19 protein-coding genes and 1 tRNA gene are annotated in these 21,668 nt (G+C 36.4%); 4 read left to right on the plus strand and 16 right to left on the minus strand.

The window, feature by feature from the left end:
- The first annotated feature begins 19 nt into the window (after positions 1-19).
- The gene (locus IV86_RS06285) at positions 20-889 is read left to right on the plus strand and encodes an N-acetylmuramoyl-L-alanine amidase family protein (RefSeq protein ID WP_029258041.1); all 870 of its coding nucleotides are present in this window, start codon (positions 20-22) and stop codon (positions 887-889) included.
- On the opposite strand, the gene IV86_RS06290 is transcribed toward IV86_RS06285, so the two are convergent.
- The 7 genes from IV86_RS06290 to IV86_RS06325 form a co-directional block, all read right to left on the minus strand.
- Complete coding sequence (locus tag IV86_RS06290; RefSeq protein ID WP_002833424.1) at positions 859-1,497, minus strand: HAD-IA family hydrolase; 639 nt, start codon at positions 1,495-1,497, stop codon at positions 859-861. The two genes, IV86_RS06285 and IV86_RS06290, sit on opposite strands and share 31 nt — an antisense overlap.
- A 94-nt stretch (positions 1,498-1,591) precedes the next feature.
- Entirely contained in the window at positions 1,592-2,041 is a 450-nt protein-coding gene (dtd, locus tag IV86_RS06295; RefSeq protein WP_056979442.1) for a D-aminoacyl-tRNA deacylase, read from the minus strand.
- Between the two features lie 9 nt (positions 2,042-2,050).
- Positions 2,051-4,282 (minus strand): RelA/SpoT family protein, encoded by a 2,232-nt coding sequence (locus IV86_RS06300; RefSeq protein WP_056979443.1) that lies wholly within the window; start codon positions 4,280-4,282, stop codon positions 2,051-2,053.
- Positions 4,283-4,733: 451 nt separating this feature from the next.
- Positions 4,734-5,471 carry a 16S rRNA (uracil(1498)-N(3))-methyltransferase gene (locus IV86_RS06310; protein WP_002833427.1) on the minus strand — a complete coding sequence of 246 codons (738 nt, stop codon included), beginning with the start codon at positions 5,469-5,471 and terminating at the stop codon, positions 4,734-4,736.
- 9 nt (positions 5,472-5,480) lie between these two features.
- Positions 5,481-6,431: a 50S ribosomal protein L11 methyltransferase gene (gene prmA / locus IV86_RS06315; RefSeq protein WP_002833428.1), complete on the minus strand. Its 951-nt coding sequence runs from the start codon at positions 6,429-6,431 to the stop codon at positions 5,481-5,483.
- Positions 6,432-6,504: 73 nt separating this feature from the next.
- A complete protein-coding gene (locus tag IV86_RS06320) occupies positions 6,505-7,797 on the minus strand; it encodes a uracil-xanthine permease family protein (protein ID WP_002833429.1) in 1,293 nt (430 codons plus the stop codon).
- A 197-nt stretch (positions 7,798-7,994) separates the two neighbouring features.
- Positions 7,995-8,327 (minus strand): hypothetical protein, encoded by a 333-nt coding sequence (locus IV86_RS06325; protein ID WP_171030544.1) that lies wholly within the window; start codon positions 8,325-8,327, stop codon positions 7,995-7,997.
- 355 nt (positions 8,328-8,682) lie between these two features.
- Here IV86_RS06325 and IV86_RS06330 point away from each other — a divergent pair, with 355 nt between their 5' ends.
- Positions 8,683-9,582, plus strand: coding sequence for a DMT family transporter (locus IV86_RS06330; protein ID WP_002833431.1), 900 nt, complete (start codon positions 8,683-8,685; stop codon positions 9,580-9,582).
- Positions 9,583-9,622: 40 nt separating this feature from the next.
- On the opposite strand, the gene nfsA is transcribed toward IV86_RS06330, so the two are convergent.
- Positions 9,623-10,360, minus strand: coding sequence for an oxygen-insensitive NADPH nitroreductase (gene nfsA / locus IV86_RS06335; protein ID WP_056979444.1), 738 nt, complete (start codon positions 10,358-10,360; stop codon positions 9,623-9,625).
- A gap of 196 nt (positions 10,361-10,556) precedes the next feature.
- Between nfsA and IV86_RS06340 the strand changes: the two genes are divergently transcribed.
- Positions 10,557-10,644 (plus strand) — tRNA-Ser (locus IV86_RS06340).
- A 470-nt stretch (positions 10,645-11,114) separates the two neighbouring features.
- On the opposite strand, the gene IV86_RS06345 is transcribed toward IV86_RS06340, so the two are convergent.
- Genes IV86_RS06345 through rnz form a run of 4 tightly spaced genes read right to left on the minus strand, consistent with a single transcriptional unit; the run spans position 11,115 to position 15,699 of the window.
- A complete protein-coding gene (locus tag IV86_RS06345; protein WP_002833433.1) occupies positions 11,115-11,633 on the minus strand; it encodes an adenine phosphoribosyltransferase in 519 nt (172 codons plus the stop codon).
- Between the two features lies 1 nt (position 11,634).
- Positions 11,635-13,956 carry a single-stranded-DNA-specific exonuclease RecJ gene (gene recJ, locus IV86_RS06350; protein WP_002833434.1) on the minus strand — a complete coding sequence of 774 codons (2,322 nt, stop codon included), beginning with the start codon at positions 13,954-13,956 and terminating at the stop codon, positions 11,635-11,637.
- A 13-nt stretch (positions 13,957-13,969) separates the two neighbouring features.
- A complete protein-coding gene (locus IV86_RS06355) occupies positions 13,970-14,755 on the minus strand; it encodes an SDR family NAD(P)-dependent oxidoreductase (RefSeq protein ID WP_002833435.1) in 786 nt (261 codons plus the stop codon).
- 17 nt (positions 14,756-14,772) lie between these two features.
- A complete protein-coding gene (rnz, locus tag IV86_RS06360; protein WP_002833436.1) occupies positions 14,773-15,699 on the minus strand; it encodes a ribonuclease Z in 927 nt (308 codons plus the stop codon).
- A gap of 124 nt (positions 15,700-15,823) precedes the next feature.
- Between rnz and IV86_RS06365 the strand changes: the two genes are divergently transcribed.
- Entirely contained in the window at positions 15,824-16,114 is a 291-nt protein-coding gene (locus IV86_RS06365) for a hypothetical protein (RefSeq protein WP_023440509.1), read from the plus strand.
- A gap of 74 nt (positions 16,115-16,188) precedes the next feature.
- Here the strand turns inward: IV86_RS06365 and obgE are convergent, their stop codons facing one another.
- From obgE to IV86_RS06385, 4 genes are all read right to left on the minus strand, one after another.
- Positions 16,189-17,481, minus strand: a complete 1,293-nt coding sequence (gene obgE / locus IV86_RS06370; protein ID WP_002833437.1) for a GTPase ObgE — start codon at positions 17,479-17,481, stop codon at positions 16,189-16,191.
- Positions 17,482-17,539: 58 nt separating this feature from the next.
- Positions 17,540-19,324, minus strand: a complete 1,785-nt coding sequence (gene uvrC, locus IV86_RS06375; protein WP_002833438.1) for an excinuclease ABC subunit UvrC — start codon at positions 19,322-19,324, stop codon at positions 17,540-17,542.
- A gap of 111 nt (positions 19,325-19,435) precedes the next feature.
- Positions 19,436-20,179 (minus strand): amino acid ABC transporter ATP-binding protein, encoded by a 744-nt coding sequence (locus IV86_RS06380; RefSeq protein ID WP_002833439.1) that lies wholly within the window; start codon positions 20,177-20,179, stop codon positions 19,436-19,438.
- Entirely contained in the window at positions 20,172-21,638 is a 1,467-nt protein-coding gene (locus IV86_RS06385) for an ABC transporter substrate-binding protein/permease (RefSeq protein ID WP_002833440.1), read from the minus strand. The genes IV86_RS06380 and IV86_RS06385 overlap by 8 nt, the downstream gene beginning before the upstream one ends.
- Positions 21,639-21,668 lie beyond the last annotated feature (30 nt).

Genomic DNA, 21,668 nt, shown 5'->3' on the forward strand with positions numbered 1-21,668 from the left:
TAAATTAAGTGAGATTAGCATGAATAAAGAAATTATTTTTAACTTTATTAAAAGAAACCTTGTTCAAATTGGTCTATCAATTGCGTTTGGAGCTGTAGCAATTTTTTTGATTCTACCACTTTTTAATTCTAAAACCGTATACGTAGGTTTGGATCAAGTTGCAATCCGAAGTTCTAATAGCCGAACGTCAAAAAAAATTGGAACCCTCAATCAATATCAAACGGTAAGCGTACTTTCCAAATCTAACCACTGGTATCATATTCGTTATGATGACACTAAAATGGGCTGGATTCCCGATTGGATTACCAACCGTTCTTTTCCTAAAGGTCAGAAAGAAACTCCTTTAGCAGAATCAATTATTGTCATTGATGCCGGACATGGTGGGGTTGATTCAGGTGCTTTAGGAATCGATCAATCCCATGAAGAAAAGAAATATACCCTACGTGTATCTAAGGCCATTCAAAGTAAATTAGATCACAGTGGAGCTAAAGTAATTATGACCCGTGATAATGATAGTTTTATCGAATTAGCTGAACGTCCCCAAATTGCTAACCGAAATCATGCGGATGCCTTTATCAGTATCCATTTTGATTCTTCTGGTGAAAATAATGCCGGAACTGGAGACACTACCTACTATTATCACGATAACGGTTCGATTGAATTAGGCAAAGCCATTAATAAACAATTGATTAATGATGTTCCTCTTTACAACCGAGGCGTTAAATTCGCTAATTATCAGGTCTTACGTGATAACAAACGTCCAGCAATTTTAATTGAGGGTGGATACATCAACACCGACTCTGATTTCAAAAAATTGTCTAGTGCTTCTTATCCAAAAAAGGTCGCCAAAGCTGTTCATCAAGGATTAATCAATTTTTTATCTAGATAAGTCTGAATATCTTTAAAATTATTGGTTATTAATTCTGGGTGGCTGGTTACATTAATAATTTGGTCATGATCAAATAAAATTCCCTTTATATCAGCATTATGTGCAGCGTCGATATCTAAGTTTCGATCGCCAATCATATATGCTGTTTTTTTGTTTACTTGATTTCGCTCAATTAGATAATTTAATGAAGCTGGATTGGGTTTTCTTGGGAAAGTCATGTCTCCAGTAACAAAGTCTTCAAACCAAGTTTTCATTTCAAATTTTTCTAGTAAAGTAATTGCCGCCTGATTTCGATGAGTTAGCAAATAATTTTTACCACCATGGTTTACTACCGACTCTAGCGTTGCCTTTACACCTTCAAATGGTTGACTATTTTTTAATTCCTCGTTTTCAATTGCTCGAAAATGATGTTCAATTGTAGTACTTTCAACCTTAGCTACACGAGCTAAAACTTTAATCGCATCCCCCAAGGATCCTTGACGCATTTGCTGATAGGCTTGATTTCGGTCAATCTTAACCTGGTAATCAACGGCTGTTTGTACCAAAGCAGCTACCATCGCTGGGTATGTGTCAAATAACGTTCCGTCAAAATCATAAAAAATATCCATAATTTTCTCCTTAAAAAAGAGCTTATCTTAGGAGCTAAACTATGTTTGCTCTACGCCAACAATAGTCTAAGACTTCTAATTTAAGCTCTTTCAATCATTCTTTATTTTGTGTATCTAAAACAATCGTAACCGGTCCATTGTTAACCAATTCCACCTGCATATCCGCCCCAAATTGACCAGTTTGTACTTCAATTCCTGTAGCACGTAACTTAGCATTGAACTGATCATACAGTTTACTAGCCAACTCTGGGTTACCCGATTTAGTAAAGCTCGGCCGATTTCCCTTTTTAGTGGAAGCAAATAAGGTGAATTGAGAAACAGAAAGAATCGCTCCTTTTACATCGTTAATAGACAGATTCATCTTAGCTTGCTCGTCTTCAAAAATACGCATATTAACAATTTTGCGTACTGCAAAGTTGAGATCAGCGTCCGTATCTTCATCGTTGAAAGCCACTAATAGCATGAATCCCGGCCCGACCTTTCCAACTACATTCTCTTCAATTGTAACGCTTGCTTTTGATACTCTCTGAATTACAACTCTCATACATTACTCCTAATGGGTTGGACGTTTAACCACATAAACGTCCTTAACATTTTTTAAGCTTTCCATAACTCGTTGTAAATGTAATAAATTTCGCACTCCGATAGTCATACTAATTACTACCATCCGATTATGATCTAATTTTCCATTCACTGATGAAAGATTTCTAGTAGAGTTATTAACTGATTTCAAAACATCATTTAACATGCCATTACGGTTGTAGCCTTCTACTTCCAAGTCAGCAGAGTAATTTCCTGATTCATCATTAGGATTTTCCCAACTAACTTCAATAATGCGTTCACCATTTTCTTCAGCTTGACGGACGTTGGGACATTCGACCCGATGAACGGAAACTCCTCGTCCCTTAGTAATATATCCCACGATTTCATCCCCAGGAACTGGACTACAACAGTGGCTTAAGCGAACTAATAAATTATCCGCACCCTCAATTACAATGCCTTCAGAAGAAGATTTCTTTTTCTTACGATCGTCATTACTTTCATTAGAGATTGTTTGATGACTTTCTAACAATTGTTTTTGTTCTTCTCGTTGGCGATCTTCTTCTGCTTGCTTACGTAAATCCTTGGTTAACCGATTAGCAATTCCCGCCGGAGCTAAATCACCGAATCCAACTGCAGCAAACAAATCATTAATTTGGGAGAAGTTCATTTGGTTAGCAACATCTTTTAAATGTTCATCGTCCATCAAATCAGAAACATCGTACCCTGTTTGTTCCAATTGCTTAGCAAGGATGTCCCGTCCTTTTTCAACATTTTCTTCGTGATCAACTTGGCGGAAAAATTGTTTAATCTTATTCCGTCCACGTCGAGTAGAAACTAGATTAATCCAGTCACGACTCGGCCCAGCAGAATTTTTGGAAGTTAAAATTTCAACAATATCACCATTTTTAATGGTGTAATCTAAAGGAACGATTTTGCCATTAACTTTAGCTCCGGTAGCATGATTACCAACTTCAGTATGGATGATATAAGCCAGGTCTAGTGGACCAGCTCCCTTTGGTAACTCATACACATCCCCCTTAGGCGTAAATGCATAAACGCGATCACCAAACAGATCCCCTTTAACACCTTCCATAAAATCGGCTGCATCATTACTTTCATCCTGAAGTTCGACAATTTCTTTAAACCAGTTTAACTTCGCATCTGTTGTATTTTGAGCCAACTCATCTTTAATGCCTTCTTTATAAGCCCAATGAGCAGCAACCCCATACTCGGCAACACGATGCATCGCTTGAGTACGAATTTGGATCTCCAATGGTCGCCCTTCTGGACCTACCACCGTCGTATGCAAAGATTGGTACATATTAGCCTTAGGCATTGCAATATAATCTTTAAAACGACCTGGGATTGGTTTCCATTTAGCATGGATAGCACCTAACACAGCGTAACAATCACGAACTGACACCGTAATTACTCGAATTGCTAGTAAGTCATAAATTTGACTAAATTGCTTGTGTTGATCGACCATCTTACGGTAGATGGAATAGATGTGTTTTGGTCTTCCATAAATTTCAGTATGCTTTAATTGTAAATCTTCGACCGCTGATTTTAGTTCTGAAATCGCGGAATTAATGTATTCTTCACGTTGATTTCGCCTTGAATTCATTAAATGAACAATTCGATAATATTGTTGAGGATTTAGATACCGCAGTGAAATATCTTCAAGTTCCCATTTAATTGTGCTAATTCCTAAGCGTTCGGCTAGTGGTGCGTAAATTTCCAACGTTTCATTCGATATTCGTCGTTGTTTATCAGGGCGTAAGTGTTGTAGAGTTCGCATATTATGCAAGCGATCCGCCAGCTTAACAATAATAACTCGGATATCTTGTGACATAGCTAAAAGCAACTTCCGATGATTTTCAGCTAACTGTTCTTGATTTGATTTATATTTGATTTTACTGATTTTAGAAACACCATCGACAATTACTGCCACATCTTTACCAAAAAGTTCTTCGATATCACCTAAGGTAATCAGTGTATCTTCGACTGTGTCATGTAAAAATCCAGCTGCAACCGTTTCAGGATCCATTTTTAGATTGGCTAAAATCCCTGCAACTTGAATCGGATGCATAATATATGGTTCGCCCGATTGACGATATTGTTCCTTATGGACATATGACGCAAAATCACAGGCTTTTTGAACAAATGCTGCATGTTCTTCGTTCATGTACTCCTGGCACATTTTAATTACTTCATTTGCCGTTAACACTGGTTCTTTAGACATTAATATCACCACCAACCTCAAAATACAATAAAAGCACGGAATCAAATGACTACGTGCTTCGCTTTTATTGAATTAAGTATACGTTTATTGATAATAAATTGCAATATTCAGCCGTTAGAAAGGTTATACGACAGTAATTCTACGCATAAATATACGATGGTAAAATAATATGAATAATGAGGCAAAATAATAAAGGCCCCTATTAAATATAAAATAGGAAAAACAAACAGAAAAATGAAATGTAATCCATTTGATTTTATTAGATTTCCAAACGTGTAACTTGCCAAAACATTAAATACAATTAATAGCCATAAAACAATCATCACCGATGGCGTATGGCAAAGTTTTAAAATTATTGGAAGGACAATTCCAATTAAGAAAGCGAAAAGTATGTATCGCCAATGAATAGAAAGTCCCCATTTATTAATTTTTTTCATTGTCTTTCTCCTTATTACTTAAGCTCGAATTGATAAGATACAGCTGATAATAAATACATCGGAGCTGTTTCCGCTCTTAAAATTCTTGGCCCTAAACCTGCTAAAACAAATTGATGCTCAGTAAATTCTTGAATTTCTTCTTCTGCAAATCCACCTTCAGGACCGAAGACGGCTAAAAGCTGGTCTCCAGCCTTTAGTTGCAATAGAAGCGATTTAAAATTAGCATGTTCATCTTGTTTAGCCGATTCTTCATAAGCTACCATTCGATGCTCAATGGTTGTTTCAAATAGTGCAGGCGCTTTAATAAATGCCACCGTAGGAATAAGCTGGCGATGTGATTGCTCAGACGCACCTTTGGCAATTTCACGTAGTCTTTTTAATTTTTTCTCCACTTTAGGTTCTGACCAACGAGCTACCGAGTAACGCGATTCAAAAAATATAAAGTGCTTAGCTCCCATTTCAGTTCCGCGTTTAATAATTTGTTCGTTTTTGTCACCCTTAGAAATTCCACACGCAATCGTAATATCAACTGGTAGTTCAACTGACTTAGTAATATCTTCTTTAGTTCTTAAAGTTGCAATTGATCCACTCTTCAAAACTTCCGCAATGAAAACTTTACCATCTAGATCTACAACTTCCACATCTCGACCAATATCAGTACGCATTACTCGAATCAGATGATGAGAATCTTCTTTCGAAAGTTGAAGTTCAGTTTGGATCTTAAGGGGCTGTTTTACAAAATACCTTTGCATAGTTTCTCCTTAATCATCTTTCCGATTAGTAGCAATCACGCCACGCCACTCACCGTAATGTAGAACTTCTTCAATTTTAAAATCATTGGCTATCAATGTATCTATCACTAACTCTAGTTTATCATCAATAATCCCTGATAATATGAAATATCCATTGGAATTAAGCAATTGCTTAGCTTGCGGAATCAATGGTACTAAAATATCGGATAAAATATTAGCAACAATTGTATCTACAGGGCGATTAATCCCTTTCAATAAATCATTAGCACTAACTTTAATATCCTTAGCAATTGGATTTAAATCGAAGTTTTCTTGAGCGGCTGCGACTGCAATATCATCGACATCAAAAGCTTCTACATCACTTGCTCCTAAGTGTTTAGCAGCAATACTTAAAACTCCTGAACCAGTTCCGACATCATAAAGTGTCTCGCCGCCACGCATCGTCATTTCTAAAGCTTGGAGACAAAGACGAGTTGTGGGATGAGTTCCCGTGCCAAAAGCCATTCCTGGATCTAAGCTAATTACCTTTTCATCGCTGAAACTTGCTTGGTAATCACTCCAACTTGGTTTTACCGTTAAATAACGGGTAATACGGACTGGATGATAATACTTCTTCCATGCTGTAGCCCAGTTGTCATCCTGCACTTCAACCGTCGTAATGCTGGCTTCTCCAATATCAAGTCCAAAGTCAACTAATGCATTCACCTTAGTACGTAATTGACTTAAAATTACGTCAATATTTGTTGTATCGTCTGGATAGTATGCTGATACGATTGCACCTTCAGTAATATGTGGAATATCTTTTAATTCCATTAATTCTGCAGGATTACTAGCTCGATAATTCTCAAAATCTAGTGCATTTTCAATTTTCACTCCAACAGCATTGAGGCCATCGAAAATGCTGCTAACAGCTTCGACGGCCTCGTTTGTTGTTTTGACGTTTACTTCAGTCCATTTCAAACAAAATCAGCTCCTATAATATCTCGTGTTTAGATACTATGATACCATTTTGCTTAAATATACGAAAAGTAAATTATTTTTCACTTAAAGCTTGTTTAGGAAGGACTAGGTTAAGAATGACTCCTAAAACGGTTGCCACTGCTAATCCTGAGAAACTTAGATTACCAATATTAAAACTAGCATTACCAATACCGATTACTAAAATTGATGCAGCAATCATTAGATTACGTTTCTGATTAAAGTCGATTTTATTATCAATTAAAATCCGTAGACCATTAGCAGCAATCGTTCCAAATAGTAGAAAACTAATTCCACCAATTACTGGATTAGGAATACTTTGAATCAATGCGCTTAACTTTCCAACGAAACTAAAGATGATTGCACTCACCGCTGCACCCATCAAAACATAGACACTGTGAACTTTTGTAACTGCAAGTACTCCAATATTCTCACCATAACTAGTTACGGGAGGTCCCCCAATAAAACCAGCTACAATCGATGCCACACCATCACCTGAAAGTGTGCAGTGTAGTCCTGGATCCTTAAAGAAATTACGATGGGTTAAAGTATTCAAAACCATGATGTGGCCAGTATGCTCTGTCATCGTTACGAATGCCAGTGGCATCATACTTAATACGGCCCCGATGTTGAAGTGCATCTGATAATTTACAAATGGAATTTCAAAATTTGGAGCAACTAACCATTTAGCTTGTTGAACAGTAGATAAATCGACCACTCCCATGACAAGCGCGATAAGGTAACCAGCAATTAAACCTAACAAAATAGGAATTAAACTAATAAAGCCTTTGAGATACATATTAAATACAATGGTGATTAACAGTGTTGCCAGTGCGATAATGAAGTATTTGATATCATACACGCTTTGACTGCCAACGGTTCGCATAGTTGCATCTGTAGCAGCAGTTCCTGCTAATGATAAACCAATCACCATAATAATTGGACCAACAACAATCGGTGGTAATATCTTATCCAACCAATCCGAACCCATCCAACTAATCAACAAAGCCACAATCAGATACACTACCCCAACTGAGATAGTTCCTTGGGCAATGCCTTGATAGCCAGTTGTTTTCATTAACGCCAGCATTGGAACGATAAATGTAAAACTAGAACCCATGTAAGCTGGTATTTTAGCTCTGGTTATCAAGATATATAACAACGTTCCCACCCCTGAACTAAAAAGAGCGATTCCTGGGTTTAAACCCACTAAGATTGGAACTAAAACGGTCGAACCAAACATTGCAAACATATGTTGAATAGATAGGCCTACCAACTGAGGAAACTTTACTTTATCATGGATATCCAAAATTGCCTCAGGATTGTGATATTCTTCTTTCTTTGCCATAACCACGTACTTCCTTTCATAGAAAAAGCCTCTTAGATCGATGTGATCCAAGAGGCTTCAGTAAATTCTATGATTCCCCGTTAAGTGCGAGGTTCTACCGAACAAATTGAGCCTTTTGGCCTCACAGGACCAAATTAAGGTTTCTTTTCTTTAATTGACTATACTACACATAAAACTTAATGGCGTCAATAGTCAATCTACTTTTTTATTTTTTTGGAATGATGTTTTTTACGGCGTGTTATGTTAGTAACTCCATCAGTTTCCGTTAGATGTTTCTTTAAATAAGCTAATAAATCACTTTCTCGACGAAAGATACGAGGATGCTTTTGTTCATGCAGACGTAAATCAATCTCAGTAATTTTAATTCGACCCGTCCACGTATGGGTGTAATTAATAATTGCTCGATTATTAAGTTCGTCTTTGCCAAATTTAAAAACATAAACACTTCCTGGCGTCATCATCGGCCGGATATATTTCTTACTATATTGTAGATTATTGCTTCTCAAAAATTGTTTTGTTTTCTTTAGAATTGTTGATCACCTCGACTAATTTTTCTTTTAACTTCCGTATGTATGATTATTCATTCTATCCCATTCCTAGGCAAAAGTAAAATAATTAGGTTGCTTTCGAATGTCTATTATCGGCGTTTTAATAACTTTTAAAGCGTTTCAAGAATCGTTTTTTATTCTATTATTATTTTTACAGATTAGCGCCATTCTAAATTCACCCATCTTTTCCTTATTAGTTTAAAAGTACACACCTTAAACATTTTATAGTAATACTTTTTAAGCAGGGTTGATTCTTTTATGAAAAAAGGCTTTGTTTTAACGGAAAATCCACGTATGATAGATATTATTGAATTTGAGTATACGGATAGGTGTTCTTATGAATCAAAATAAAACAAAAGGTTTGTTATTTGCAATCTTAGGTAGCGTGCTCTGGGGTGGCTCCGGAACAGCCGCTCAATTTGTTTTTCATCATCAGTCAATTGACCCCATTTGGTTGGTCGGAGTTCGACTACTTACGGCTGGTAGTCTGTTAATCGTTTATAGTTTTTTAAAAAATGGTAGGAAGATTTTTACCATTTTTTATACTAAAAGTAATATTTTATGGTTGATACTCTTTGCCCTACTTGGTATGGTTCCATCTCAATTAACTTATTTTCTAGCTATCAAATTTGGAAATGCAGCTACTGCGACAATCCTTCAATTTATGGGTCCTTTATTCATCATTCTTGCTTTGGCAGTTGGAAGTCGAACTTTGCCACGACGAATTGATGTTATTTCCATTCTTGTGGCCCTAATAGGAACTTTACTACTAGTTACTAAAGGTAACCTTGGTAGTCTTGCTTTAGCACCTTTAGCAGTATTCTGGGGACTAATGGCGGGTGTTGGACAAGCTAACTATACTTTGATTCCTCGTCGCTTACTTAAGAATTTTGATGCAGCTTTAGTTACTGGTTGGGCCATGCTGATTGGAAGCATTCCATTTGCTAAGATAATCATAACTAATCGCCCTGCCTCCATTGATCCTGCTTCTATCTTATTGATTGTATACATTATTGTTGGTGGAACTATGTTATCTTACCTATTCTATTTAAGTAGTTTAAATTATTTGAAGCCCGATACAACTGGGATGCTTAGCTCTTTTGAGCCTTTAACTGCCACATTACTTTCAATCCTTTTATTGGGAGTTCATTTGGGGTTAGCTGAAACAATCGGCGGGTTATTAATTTTAACTACGGCATTTCTACAAGCCTTACCTACTAGAAAAAAGATTGTTTAATAAAAATGCACTACTAGTTTTAAAACTAGTAATGCATTTTTTATTCCAGTGAAAATCCTTGTTTTTTAAGAAATTCAGCAACTGCTGGTCTTTTGGGTTCGGCAAAAAAATGAAGCATTTTATGAGACCAATCCGTATTTTGGGGAGCAGTTGAACGATTAGCATAATACACACGAGTTTGTTGATTATAACTATCCAGATTTACTGCAACCGATGGTTCATATCGGTTTTTAAAAGAAATATTCTTTTTAGGTAGACGTGGCTTAATTTCATTTTTTTGAACTGGAATACCCACAGTCATTCCAAAAAGTGGCACTGTATATTTAGGTAAACCAAGTAGTTCCTTAATGCTATCCATTTCATTTCGGATTCCACCAATAAAACAGATTCCTAAGTCTAGGGACTCAGCAGCAATCGCCATGTTCTCACCTGCAATGGCCGTATCAACAACTCCTACTAGAAGAGATTCCATATTTTGAATCCCGTCTAATGGTAATTGGGCTTGCTTTAGGATATTAGCTTGTCGATATAAATCTGCTATAAAAACAAAAAAGGCCCCACTTTGTTTTACGTATGCATCACTATTGGAAATTTTGGCGATTTTTTCACGAGTTTTAAGATCAGTCACTTCAATAATAGAAGTTGCTTGAATAAAGTTCGAAGATGAACCACTTTGAGCGGCCGAAACTAATTGATTTTTTACACTTTCAGGAAGTGGTTCCGGCATAAAGTTACGCACGGATGTATGATGTTGCATTAAATTAATTGTATCTCGCATTATTAAATCCTTCTTTTTAAACTTAAATAATCTTTTTAGGCAATTCAAAAATAATATTTAATTCTAGCACACTTTTAAAAAGTTAGTTTAAGCTCATTTGAATTAACTTTTAGAATATTACCCCACAAGCGTTTGAACCATTACGTCTAAACTCTATTGCACTACCTTTTTATTTTTGATAGAATTATAGTGTTATGGAGAGTTGGCAGAGTGGTAATGCATCGGACTCGAAATCCGACGACCCGGCTAATACCGGCGCGCAGGTTCAAATCCTGTACTCTCCTTATTAGTATCTATTAGACCCTAACGAGAATTACCGCTTGTTAGAAATAAAATAGCTTAAAGCCTTTCATATCAAGGCATTAAGCTATTTTTTTGTTTTTGTAGTTCCGATTAGAAAACCACTAGAAATTAAGAAGTTGGTTCCCATTTTAAGAGCATTTTTCGAAAAATTTCATTTTATCTAATTCACCAAAAAACATTCCAATCATAAAGAATTAGTAGATTAATAAATTTAATGAGTATAGAATTTTTATATCCTGATCTAACTGTTATCAAGACCCAGAGTTGTTTATTCTAAATTTACATTAGTCGATTTTGTCACTTTATAATGTCTAACTACAATAAGCACATTGATGAATAAACGCTTAAATTATCAAGAAAAAGACTTGTACGACTTTGTACCATTTTAAATAAAAAAGCTCCCTAGTCATTGGACTAGCAAGCTAAAATAAGTAGATATTTGAGAATATAATTAATATTCCATCAAACTTAATGTATCATAGTCTTTAATTTTTTCACGGCCATTGAGGTCTTTTAATTCGATAAAGAAGGCAGTTCCCACAACTATACCACCTAATTTTTCAACTAATTCAATCGTAGCAGCGATTGTTCCACCCGTTGCTAGTAAATCATCAGTAATTAAAACCTTTTGTCCGGGTTTGATCGCATCCTTTTGAAGATACAATTCTGATTTTCCATATTCTAGACCGTAAGTAGCTTTAACGGTTTCTCGGGGAAGTTTTCCTTTTTTACGTGCTGGTGCAAAACCAATTCCCATTTCATAGGCAACCGGGCATCCCACGATAAATCCTCGTGCTTCAGGTCCCACAATCATTTCAACGCCTTTATCTCTAGCAAATTTAATGATTGCATTTGTTGCTTGACGATACGCCTCACCATTTTCCATTAAAGGAGAAATATCACGGAATGTTACACCTTTTTCTGGGAAATCTTGAATACTTGCAACGTAGTCATGTAAGTCTAATGTCATTTTACGACACTCCTTTGTTATCAACATTCATCAGTCTTTCAACTATAGCTGATAGTTCATCACCACTACTATAGAGTAATTTTTCCTGAGTTTGAATTAATTCTTCACGCTTCTTATACGCCGGTGCCTCAGTAAGTTGGTGCTGTTCTGCTTCAGCATTGATGAAAAGAAGTCCGTTTTCTATTTTAACAAAATTCAACTCAAAAAACACTTTTATCATGAAGTTGATCTTCTCTTGATCTATTTTTAATTTTGGTCCAAGTTGCATGATATCTGTTTTAGTTAATTTTTGAGTTTTAACAATACCGAACATCTGCTTAAATTCAATCCGACTGGGCATACCACTAGCGTAGAAATCGACGTTATGAAAGAAATAAGTAATGATTCTTTGTGGCTGCGTAGCCTTGATAAGTTCGGCCATTTCGGCTAGATTATCAGGACAATCTACTAATACAATCGTGTCATTTTTCTCAATTGCTGACGAACTGTAATAATAGAATTTACGATTAAGATTTTGACTTTGAATCAAATCCATTAACTTTTGGTTAAAAAAGACATATTGCATGTCACTCTTAAATAAGTTTTTATTCAAATTTGAGGTTCGTTGATCAATAACTTGCAAACCATCGATCTTGATATCATCCGTCATAAATTGAACCGAAACATTACCACGCCACTCGTTAGTATTGATGGTTCCCACCAAACTAATGGGATTTGCAACATTATTTAAGACATCAGCTAACTCACCCCGTTTAAACGCAATGGCATTGATATTTTGATTACCATCATCAAGCGTGAACTTTAAATGTGCCCCATCTTTACCAATTGCCTTTGCTTCTTTAACACGAACGTCTTCAAGTTCAAACTTCGGTACTGGGTTATTCATCCCAAACGGTCCTAAAATTTTCATTTCTGAAACTAACTTTTCAGTTAATTCTTCAATATTTACTTTTAAATCAATTTGTAATTGCGGCTGTTGCTTAAAATCTAAATTAGCTAATTGACCCGCCTTTTCTAACTGGTCAGTTAGAGTTGCAAGCTGGTCAGCCTCTACGGTAACCCCAATAGCCATATGATGTCCACCGAACCCAATACACTGTTCTCGGATAGGATTAATAGCTTCAAATAAATTTAGAGCTGCAACACTACGTCCAGACCCCTTATAAATTCCATTACCACCTTGATCACTAAGAACAATCGTCGGTTTATTAGTTCGTTCGACAATTCGACTAGCAACAATCCCCAAGACTCCTTGATGCCAGTCGTGTCCAGCAATAACTAGCGTTTGGCGGCTAGCATGCTCATCATCAAGGGCAATTTCTTCAGCTTCAGTGTAAATATCACTAACTAATCCCTGACGCTTCGAATTAATCTTATTAATCTCTTGTGCAATTGTTGTGGCTTCTTCTTCATCAAAAGTTGTTAACAATTCTACTGCTCGGCTGGCATTTTCTAATCTACCAACAGCATTAATTCTCGGAGCCACAGTAAAACCAATGTCTTGCTCGTCGAAATGACTTACATCAACACCTGATATTTCGATTAACTTCTGTAAGCCAATTCTCTGGGTGTTTGGTATCATTTCTAATCCCATCTTTACCAAAAAACGATTTTCATCGGTCATTGAAACCAAATCAGCGGTCGTTCCAATTGCATACAAGTCAAGGAATTCTTCGGGAATTTCTTCAAGTAAAGCTGTTGCCACCTTAAAAGCTACCCCGACTCCAGACAAATCACCAAATGGATAGGCTCCCTCTGGGTGACGTGGATGGATAATTGCATATGCCTCCGGTAATACTTCTGGTATTTCATGATGATCCGTGACAATAACATTCGTACCCTGATCTTCAGCAAATTTGATTGCTTCATTTCCGGCAACTCCATTATCCACGGTAATGATTAACTGAACCCCTTCATCATTAATGAAGTGTTGGTACTCCTTCAAATTAGGACCATAACCATCCTTAAAACGGTCTGGAACAAAGTATTGCACGTTAGCCCCTAACTGATCTAACGTTTCATACATAATGGTCGTACTTGTAACCCCATCTGCATCATAATCACCGTATACAAGAATTTTTTCGTTGCTTTCAATCGCCACAAAAATTCGGTCAAGGGCTTTTTGCATATCGTGCAGTAGCATCGGATCATGTACAATCGACATATCCTCATCAATAAAACTGAGAATATCCTCGCCTGTTTTAAAACCTCTAGCGACCATGATTTTAACCATCGTCTGGCTAAGTTTGGTTTCCGATGCCAGTTGATCGATATCAACATCATCTAACTTGCTAACTTGCCAATTAAATCTATTATCTTTCATTAATTAACTCCAACTACTTTCGATTAATCAAGGGACTATTAACGATTAAATCACCCATTTTAGGAAATAAGGTGTACATAATCGCTCCCACTCCCATTATTTTAGGTACATTAACTTCCCTAAGATTTTCAATAATGGCCTTATTCACCAATTCAGCCACTTGATTCGCGTTAATCACGAATTGTTGAACACCTTTTAAATATTTACCACTAGGATCAGCAATACTAAAGAAATTAGTATCCATTGGTCCTGGGTTAATTGTGTGGACACGGATGTTGCGGTCATACATTTCTAGACGAAGGGCGTTAGAAAAGCCGATCACGCCGAATTTAGCACTAGCGTACGTAGTTGTTTTAGCCGTCGCAATTTTACCAGCAATAGAAGCAATATTAACAATATCTGCAGCTTCTCCAACGTGATCCACCATTAATGGCAACATTAAGCGTGTGAACTTAATCATCCCCGTCAAGTCTGTTGCAAACGTTCGTTCAATTTGTTCAAAGCTTTGATTTAATAAGTTTTCAAAATATCCTAGCCCAGCGTTATTAACTAATAAATCGACTGTTCCAAGGTGTGAATCAATCCATGCTCCCGTTTGACGGATCTGGTCCTCTTTCGTTAAATCACATGCCAAACAGAATATTCTATTTTCACCTTTAACAATACATTTTTCAGCCGTTGCATTTAACTTTTCTGAATTTCTTCCAATTAAAACTAAATTATCATAGTGAGTGCTATTCAAAATCGCAATCTTTTGCCCTAAACCGCTGCCTGCTCCAGTAATTACTGCCGTTGTCATTAAAATCACTCCTACTTTCAAGGTAATGGAATATCAATTATGTCAAAATCACGAACAACTTTACTATTACTAAAAATTTCCTTTGCATCACTTTCAAGTTGCTTACTGAGCTTTCCCGTATAACGAGCTGAAATATGGGTTAGCAATAATTGCCGAGCATTAGCTTGCTTAGCAATTTTCGCAGCTTGAATATTAGTTGAATGATAATAATTACGTGCCAAGCTTCCCTCTTGTTTTCCAAAAGTACTTTCGTGGACCAAGGCATCCGCATCTTTAGCTAAAAGTTCGATATTAGGCGTTTGTCGTGTGTCGCCCAAAACTGTGACTACTCGACCTGGTTGAGGTTTTCCAATGAAATCTTGCCCGTTAATAACTCTACCGTCATCTAAAGTAACTTCTTTACCTTGCTTAATCTGACCATAAATAGGTCCTGAAGGTATCGCTAATTCTTTTAGCTTATCGACTAAAAGTTCACCTGAATGGTCTTTTTCCTTTACCCGAAAACCGTAACTTTTAATTCGATGATCTAACTCAGCAACGTTAACAATATAATTTTGATCTTCAAATAAAACGCCCTCTTGAGCTATTTCAACAAATTTTATTCGATATGAAAGTTTTGACTCTGAAATGCGCAATGAGGTCATCACAAAGTCTTTAATGCCAGTTGGCCCGAAGATGGTAAGTTCTTCGCTACCACCCTGATTAGAACGACTACTTAAGAAACCTGGCAAACCAAAAATATGATCACCATGAAGATGGGTAATAAATATTTTATCAATTTTACGGGGTTTTATATTAGTTTTTAAGATTTGATGCTGGGTTGCTTCACCACAGTCAAAAAGCCAAACTTCATTACTTTCATCTAATAATTTTAATGCTACACTAGTAACATTACGGAATTTACCGGGACTTCCGGCTCCAGTTCCTAAAAATTCAAGTTGCATATTTTCACCTATATCTATTGACTTAACAATCCATTTTACAATACTTTTAATTGTATCACTAGCATCGACTATAATTCTAAGATATCCTTGCTATATAAGTATTATTAAATAAGGAGGTTTCTTTTTGAATTTAAATAATTTCATAAAATCAACGGCCGAATTACGTTCCCACTTAATTCTTAAGGGGGATCAAGAACAATTATTTTTTGTTTCAGGGATCATCGTTAATACCCTTCAAAAAGAAATATTGCTTACATTAACTTTAAATCCTCATCAGTTTCCCCTTAGTCAATTTCGAACCAAAACTATTGAAGCACCAAGAGAAGCTAAAATATTATTGTTCAACCCCGAAACCAAACTAAAAACTCATACATTTGGATATTATCTACGTGATCAATATCTAGTAATCAAGTAAAAAGTCAGTGATGAGAACAGAATTGTTTAAGATTAAACATTCCTTTCTGTACTTACCACTGACTTTAATAATTTTTATTCTACAAATTCAAATACAAAGTCCAAAATTTGAACACTATCTCCATTACGTGCACCTAAGCGACGTAATTCATCATCAATTCCCATGCCACGCATTTGACGAGCAAAGCGTAAAAGACTTTCATCATGCGTTGTATCAGTCATCTTAAAGAGTTTTTCAATCTTTTCACCCTCAATAACCCAAACGTCATCAATATTTTCAATGGTAAAGTCTTTTTCTGAACTAAATTCATATGTCTTTTCAGTTTCTTCGTCAGAAGTAGCAATTAATGAATGCTGTGGAATTTCTTCCAATACATCTGCAGTTCGAGCAACTAGTTTTTCAAGTCCATTATGGGTGATAGAAGAAATTGGGAAAATTTCAAAATCAGCATAACGTTCATCAGCTCGAACTTGTTTTTCAAATTTCTTAAGCTCTTCATCGGATCCAGGTAAATCCATTTTAGTCGGAACAATAATTTGCCGACGTTCCAACAATTCAGGATTATATTTTTTTAGCTCTTCATTGATTTGACGGAAATTAGTGAATGGATCTTCTTCCGTCATTCCACTCATGTCTACTAAATGAAGTAAGACCCGTGTTCGTTCAACGTGACGTAGGAATTCAAAACCTAATCCCACACCTTGAGAAGCTCCTTCAATCAAACCAGGAATGTCAGCAATAACAAAATCACGACCATCATCCAATTGGACCATCCCTAAGTTAGGTACTAAGGTCGTAAAATGATATTCCGCAATTTTAGGCTTCGCACTCGTTACTACTGAAAGTAGTGTTGATTTACCGACAGATGGAAATCCTAATAATCCAACATCCGCTAAAACCTTAAGTTCTAATTGTAATTCAATTTCTTCTCCAGGTTCCCCATTTTCAGAAATTTCGGGAGCAGGATTTCGAGGGCTAGCAAAACGCATATTTCCACGGCCTCCACGACCACCTTTAGCCACCACTAATTCTTGCCCGTTATCGGTTAAATCACCAATTACACGTCCTGTGGTTAAATCGCGGACAATCGTTCCACCTGGTACGGAAATCACGAGATCTTGAGAACTACGTCCCGTCATTTGTTTATTCATCCCATTTTTCCCAGAATCCGCCTTGAACTTATGACGATACCTGAAATCCATCAAGGTTCTAAGACCTGGGTCAACTTTTAAGACGACGTTACCACCACGGCCTCCATCGCCACCAGCTGGTCCACCGTTGGGAACATATTTTTCACGACGGAAAGCTACAATCCCATTCCCACCGTTACCAGCTTTAACATTAATTTTAACTTGATCTACAAACATTATTTTCTCCTAAATATTTTATTTCACCGAGAAATTCCTATCCATTTGTTAGTGTACCCTATTTTCCGTGCACTGATAAGGACACTTTGATAGTTTTAGCTACTTTTTCTGGAATTCCGAGTTCTTCAATTTCTTTCAAATTAGCATCCCTAATTTTATTCAATGAACCAAACGACTTCAACAGCTTGTTCCGCGTTTTAGGTCCAACACCTTGAATTAAATCTAATTGGGAAGCCAACGAATTTTTGGCGTGCAACTGACGATGGAAAGTAATCGCAAAACGATGCACTTCATCTTGGATTCTTTGAACTAAATAAAAGCCCTGACTTTTAGGATCCAACTGTACTCGTTGGTCTTGGCTACCAAAAATCAAATCCGAAGTTTTATGTTTATCATTTTTAACCATTCCAGCAACTGGAATATGCAAACTTAATTCATTTACCAAAACATCCTTTGCTGCATTAAGCTGAATATCGCCACCGTCCATTAAAATCAAATCAGGCAAAGATTGTTTCTCTTTTAATAGTCTAACATATCGGCGACGAATTACCTCTCTCGTACTGGCAGCTTCATCAGCATGATCGACCGTATTTAGCTTAAATTTGCGATACATCTTTTTATCTGGCTTTCCATCCGTAAAAACAACCATTGCTGAAACTAATTCAGAACCTTGGATATGAGAATGGTCAAAGGCTTCAATCCGATGACCTTCGGGGATTCCAAGCGCATCAGTAATTTCCTTCATTGCGCCTGTTGTTTTACTTTCATCTAACTCCATTAATCGGAACTTTTCCTCAAGAGTAATTTGTGCATTTTCTTTAGCTAACTCTAACAAGTTTTTCTTTTCTCCACGCTGTGGAGTGCGAACTGGGATACCTAAAATTTCGGCCATAATTTTATTATCTAAGCCACTCGGTACTAAAATTTCATTTGGCAAAACCTTATTTTTATTATTATAAAATTGAAGAATAAAAGACGAAAGCTCATCACTCACATCTGTTGCGATTGGAAATAGTCTCTTCTCTCGTTTAATCAAGCGTGATTGCCGGATAAAGAAGATTTGAATAGAAAGCCACCCCTTATCAAGATAGAAATTAAACAAATCACGTGGCGTGCTATCATTTGAAATAATCTTCTGCTTCTCAACCGTTACTTCAATATAATGAATTTGATCTCGTATGTCGGCTGCCCGTTCAAATTCCATTGCTTCAGAAGCTTTTTGCATTTTTGTTTGAAGGGACTGCTTAATCTTTGCGACATTTCCTCGTAAAAATGATTTAATTTTAGCGATTTGTTGGTCGTATTCTTCTTTAGGTACCTCTTGGAAACAAGCTCCCAAGCATTGCCCCATATGATAGTACAAGCAAGGACGACCTTGAAATCCATTGCATCGGCGTAGTGGATAAACCTTTTCCAAAAAATGGAGTGTTTCTTCAGCAGCATACACGTTTGGATAAGGTCCAAAGTAAAAGCCCCCATCTCGACGAACACTTGAAACAATTTCCATTCGTGGATCTTTTTCATTCGTAATTTTAATATAAGGATAGCCAGTCCCTTTTTTCAATTTTATATTGTAATAAGGTTGGAACTTTTGAATTAAAGTAATTTCTAGTAAAAAAGCTTCTTTATCGCTAGAGGTAACAATATAGTCAAAATCGGCTATTTCACTCACTAGTTTCGCCGTTTTTCCCTCATGGCTACTTTTAAAGTAAGAGCGAACACGGTTTTTCAAGTTTTTGGCTTTTCCAACGTAAATAATTTGGCTATTAAGATTTTTCATCTGGTAACAGCCTGGTTTATCTGGTAACAATGCCAACTTATGTTCAATGTGTTCTGATGCCAATTTGACCCCTCCTAGTTTACATAATAACTCATAACATTATACTCTGTTTTTACCATATTCAGCAACTAAAACGAAAAAACAGGTAGTAGTATTACACTCTACCTGCTTTTCCTATTTGACTAAAATTTTAGATAAGAATTCCTTGGCCCGATCCGTCTTAGGATTGCTAAAAAATTCTTCTGGAGTTGATTTTTCTTGAATACCTGCATTTTCCATAAACCAAATTTGATTGGAAACTGACTGGGCAAATCCCATTTCATGAGTTACCACAACCATTGTCATCCCTGATTTAGCTAATTGACGCATAACATCCAGTACCTCTCCAACCATTTCAGGATCTAACGCAGAAGTCGGTTCATCAAAAAGCATAACATCTGGTTTCATTGCTAATGCCCTAGCAATCGCCACCCGCTGTCTTTGTCCCCCAGATAGATTATCTGGATAGGCCTCCGCCTTATCTGATAATCCGACTTGGTCCAACAGACTAAGGGCTTGTTGATTGGCTTTTGCTTCACTTAATCCCTTAACTCGGATGGGAGCTAAGGTAATATTTTTAAGAACGGTCATATTCGGAAATAAATTAAAATTCTGAAAGACCATGCCGACTTTTTCACGAACATGTTCAATTTCCTTTTGAGTTTTTTTAGTTAAATCTTCACCTTCTAACGAAACCACCCCTGCCGTAGGTTTTTCTAGAAGTGTTAAGCATCGAAGAAATGTACTTTTACCAGCTCCTGAAGGACCAATGACACTAATGATGTCTCCATCCTTCACTTCTGCTGAAATATCCTTTAATATTGTATTTTTTCCATATTTTTTGGTCAAATTTTCAATTTTGATGATTTCTTTAGCCATTGTTAAACTTCCTTTCATAGAACTTAAGTAAACGTGATAGTGAGAAGGTCATTACAAAGTATAAAATCATCGCAACAACGATTGGAGCTACCCCTCGATAAGTATCTGATTGAACAATCTTTAATTGGTAAATTAAGTCGGTTACACCAATAATTGAAACGATTGAACTTTCCTTAATTAGAGAAATAAATTCATTCCCCAAAGCTGGCCAAATATTCTTTAAAGCTTGAGGCATAATTACAAAACGCATCCGATCTCGCTTATTCAAACCTAGACTTTCAGCTGCTTCACGTTGTCCATCATCAACGGAATTAATGCCCCCACGGATTACTTCGGCAACATAAGCTCCACTATTTAAAGATACAGCGATAATTCCTGCGGTAAGGGCTGGTAAATTAACAAATAATCCAAGTCCAAAGTAAACGAACATCAATTGAACCATCAACGGCGTTCCACGTACAAATTCAACATACGCTGCTGATAAACCACGTAAAACTTTATTGTCACTCAAGCGTAGTAATGCTAGTAATGTTCCGGTGATAAAACCAAAAATAACCCCCAAAATTGAAATAAGGATTGTATAACCCACTCCCATGGCAAAGTACTTCCAATAATGAATCATAGAGGTATTAACGGTGTTTCCTTTTAAATACGTCCCTGCTTCTTTAAGATATTGTGGTAATAAATTTTTAGCTTTTATCTTACTAATTGTAGTATTTATTTTCTTTCTCAGGACTGGCGAATTTTTAGGCATTGCAACCGCTGTGCTAGTTTCATCATCATTTAACGTGAATCCGCCTTGGATAACTTTAATACCACTATTATTAGCAGCATATGCTTCAGCAGTAGGTTTTTCCATGACAACCCCTTCAACTTTATTAGTTTGAAGAGCTAGAATTAAATCTGCCCCTTTTTGAATACCACTCACTTTGGCTCCATCAATTTGTTTTTTGGCTAAATTGTACTGAATTGAGCCAGTTTGAGCTGCAATCTTTTTATGTTTAAAAGAATCTTTATTTTTATAAATACCTGCATCCTTTTTATTAATTAGAATGCTTTGTCCACCTTTATAGTAAACATCTGAAAAATCAACTGATTTACGCCGAGCAGCACTAGGATTCATCCCGGAAAGAACCATGTCAACCTTACCGGTTTGTAGTGCAACTAATAAAGAATCAAAATCCATATTTTTGATCTTCAATTTTACACCCAAATCATCAGCAATGTCCTTAGCCACACTAATATCCATTCCCACATCTTTACTCTTATTATTAGATGTTGTTTGAAATTCGTACGGGGCATAATCTGGACTGGTACCAAGTACAATATAACCGCGCTTCATAATCCGATCATAAGTAACATCCTTTTGATCTGCCTTAATACTAGTTGTAAAACCCGAAGTTGCAAAAACTGTTATAGCTAATAACGCTAACATGATAAATTTATATATTTTTTTCATCGCCATCATCCTTTATTCAATATAATGTTA

It is taken from the genome of Pediococcus pentosaceus, from assembly GCF_001437285.1.
Lineage (GTDB): Bacteria > Bacillota > Bacilli > Lactobacillales > Lactobacillaceae > Pediococcus > Pediococcus pentosaceus.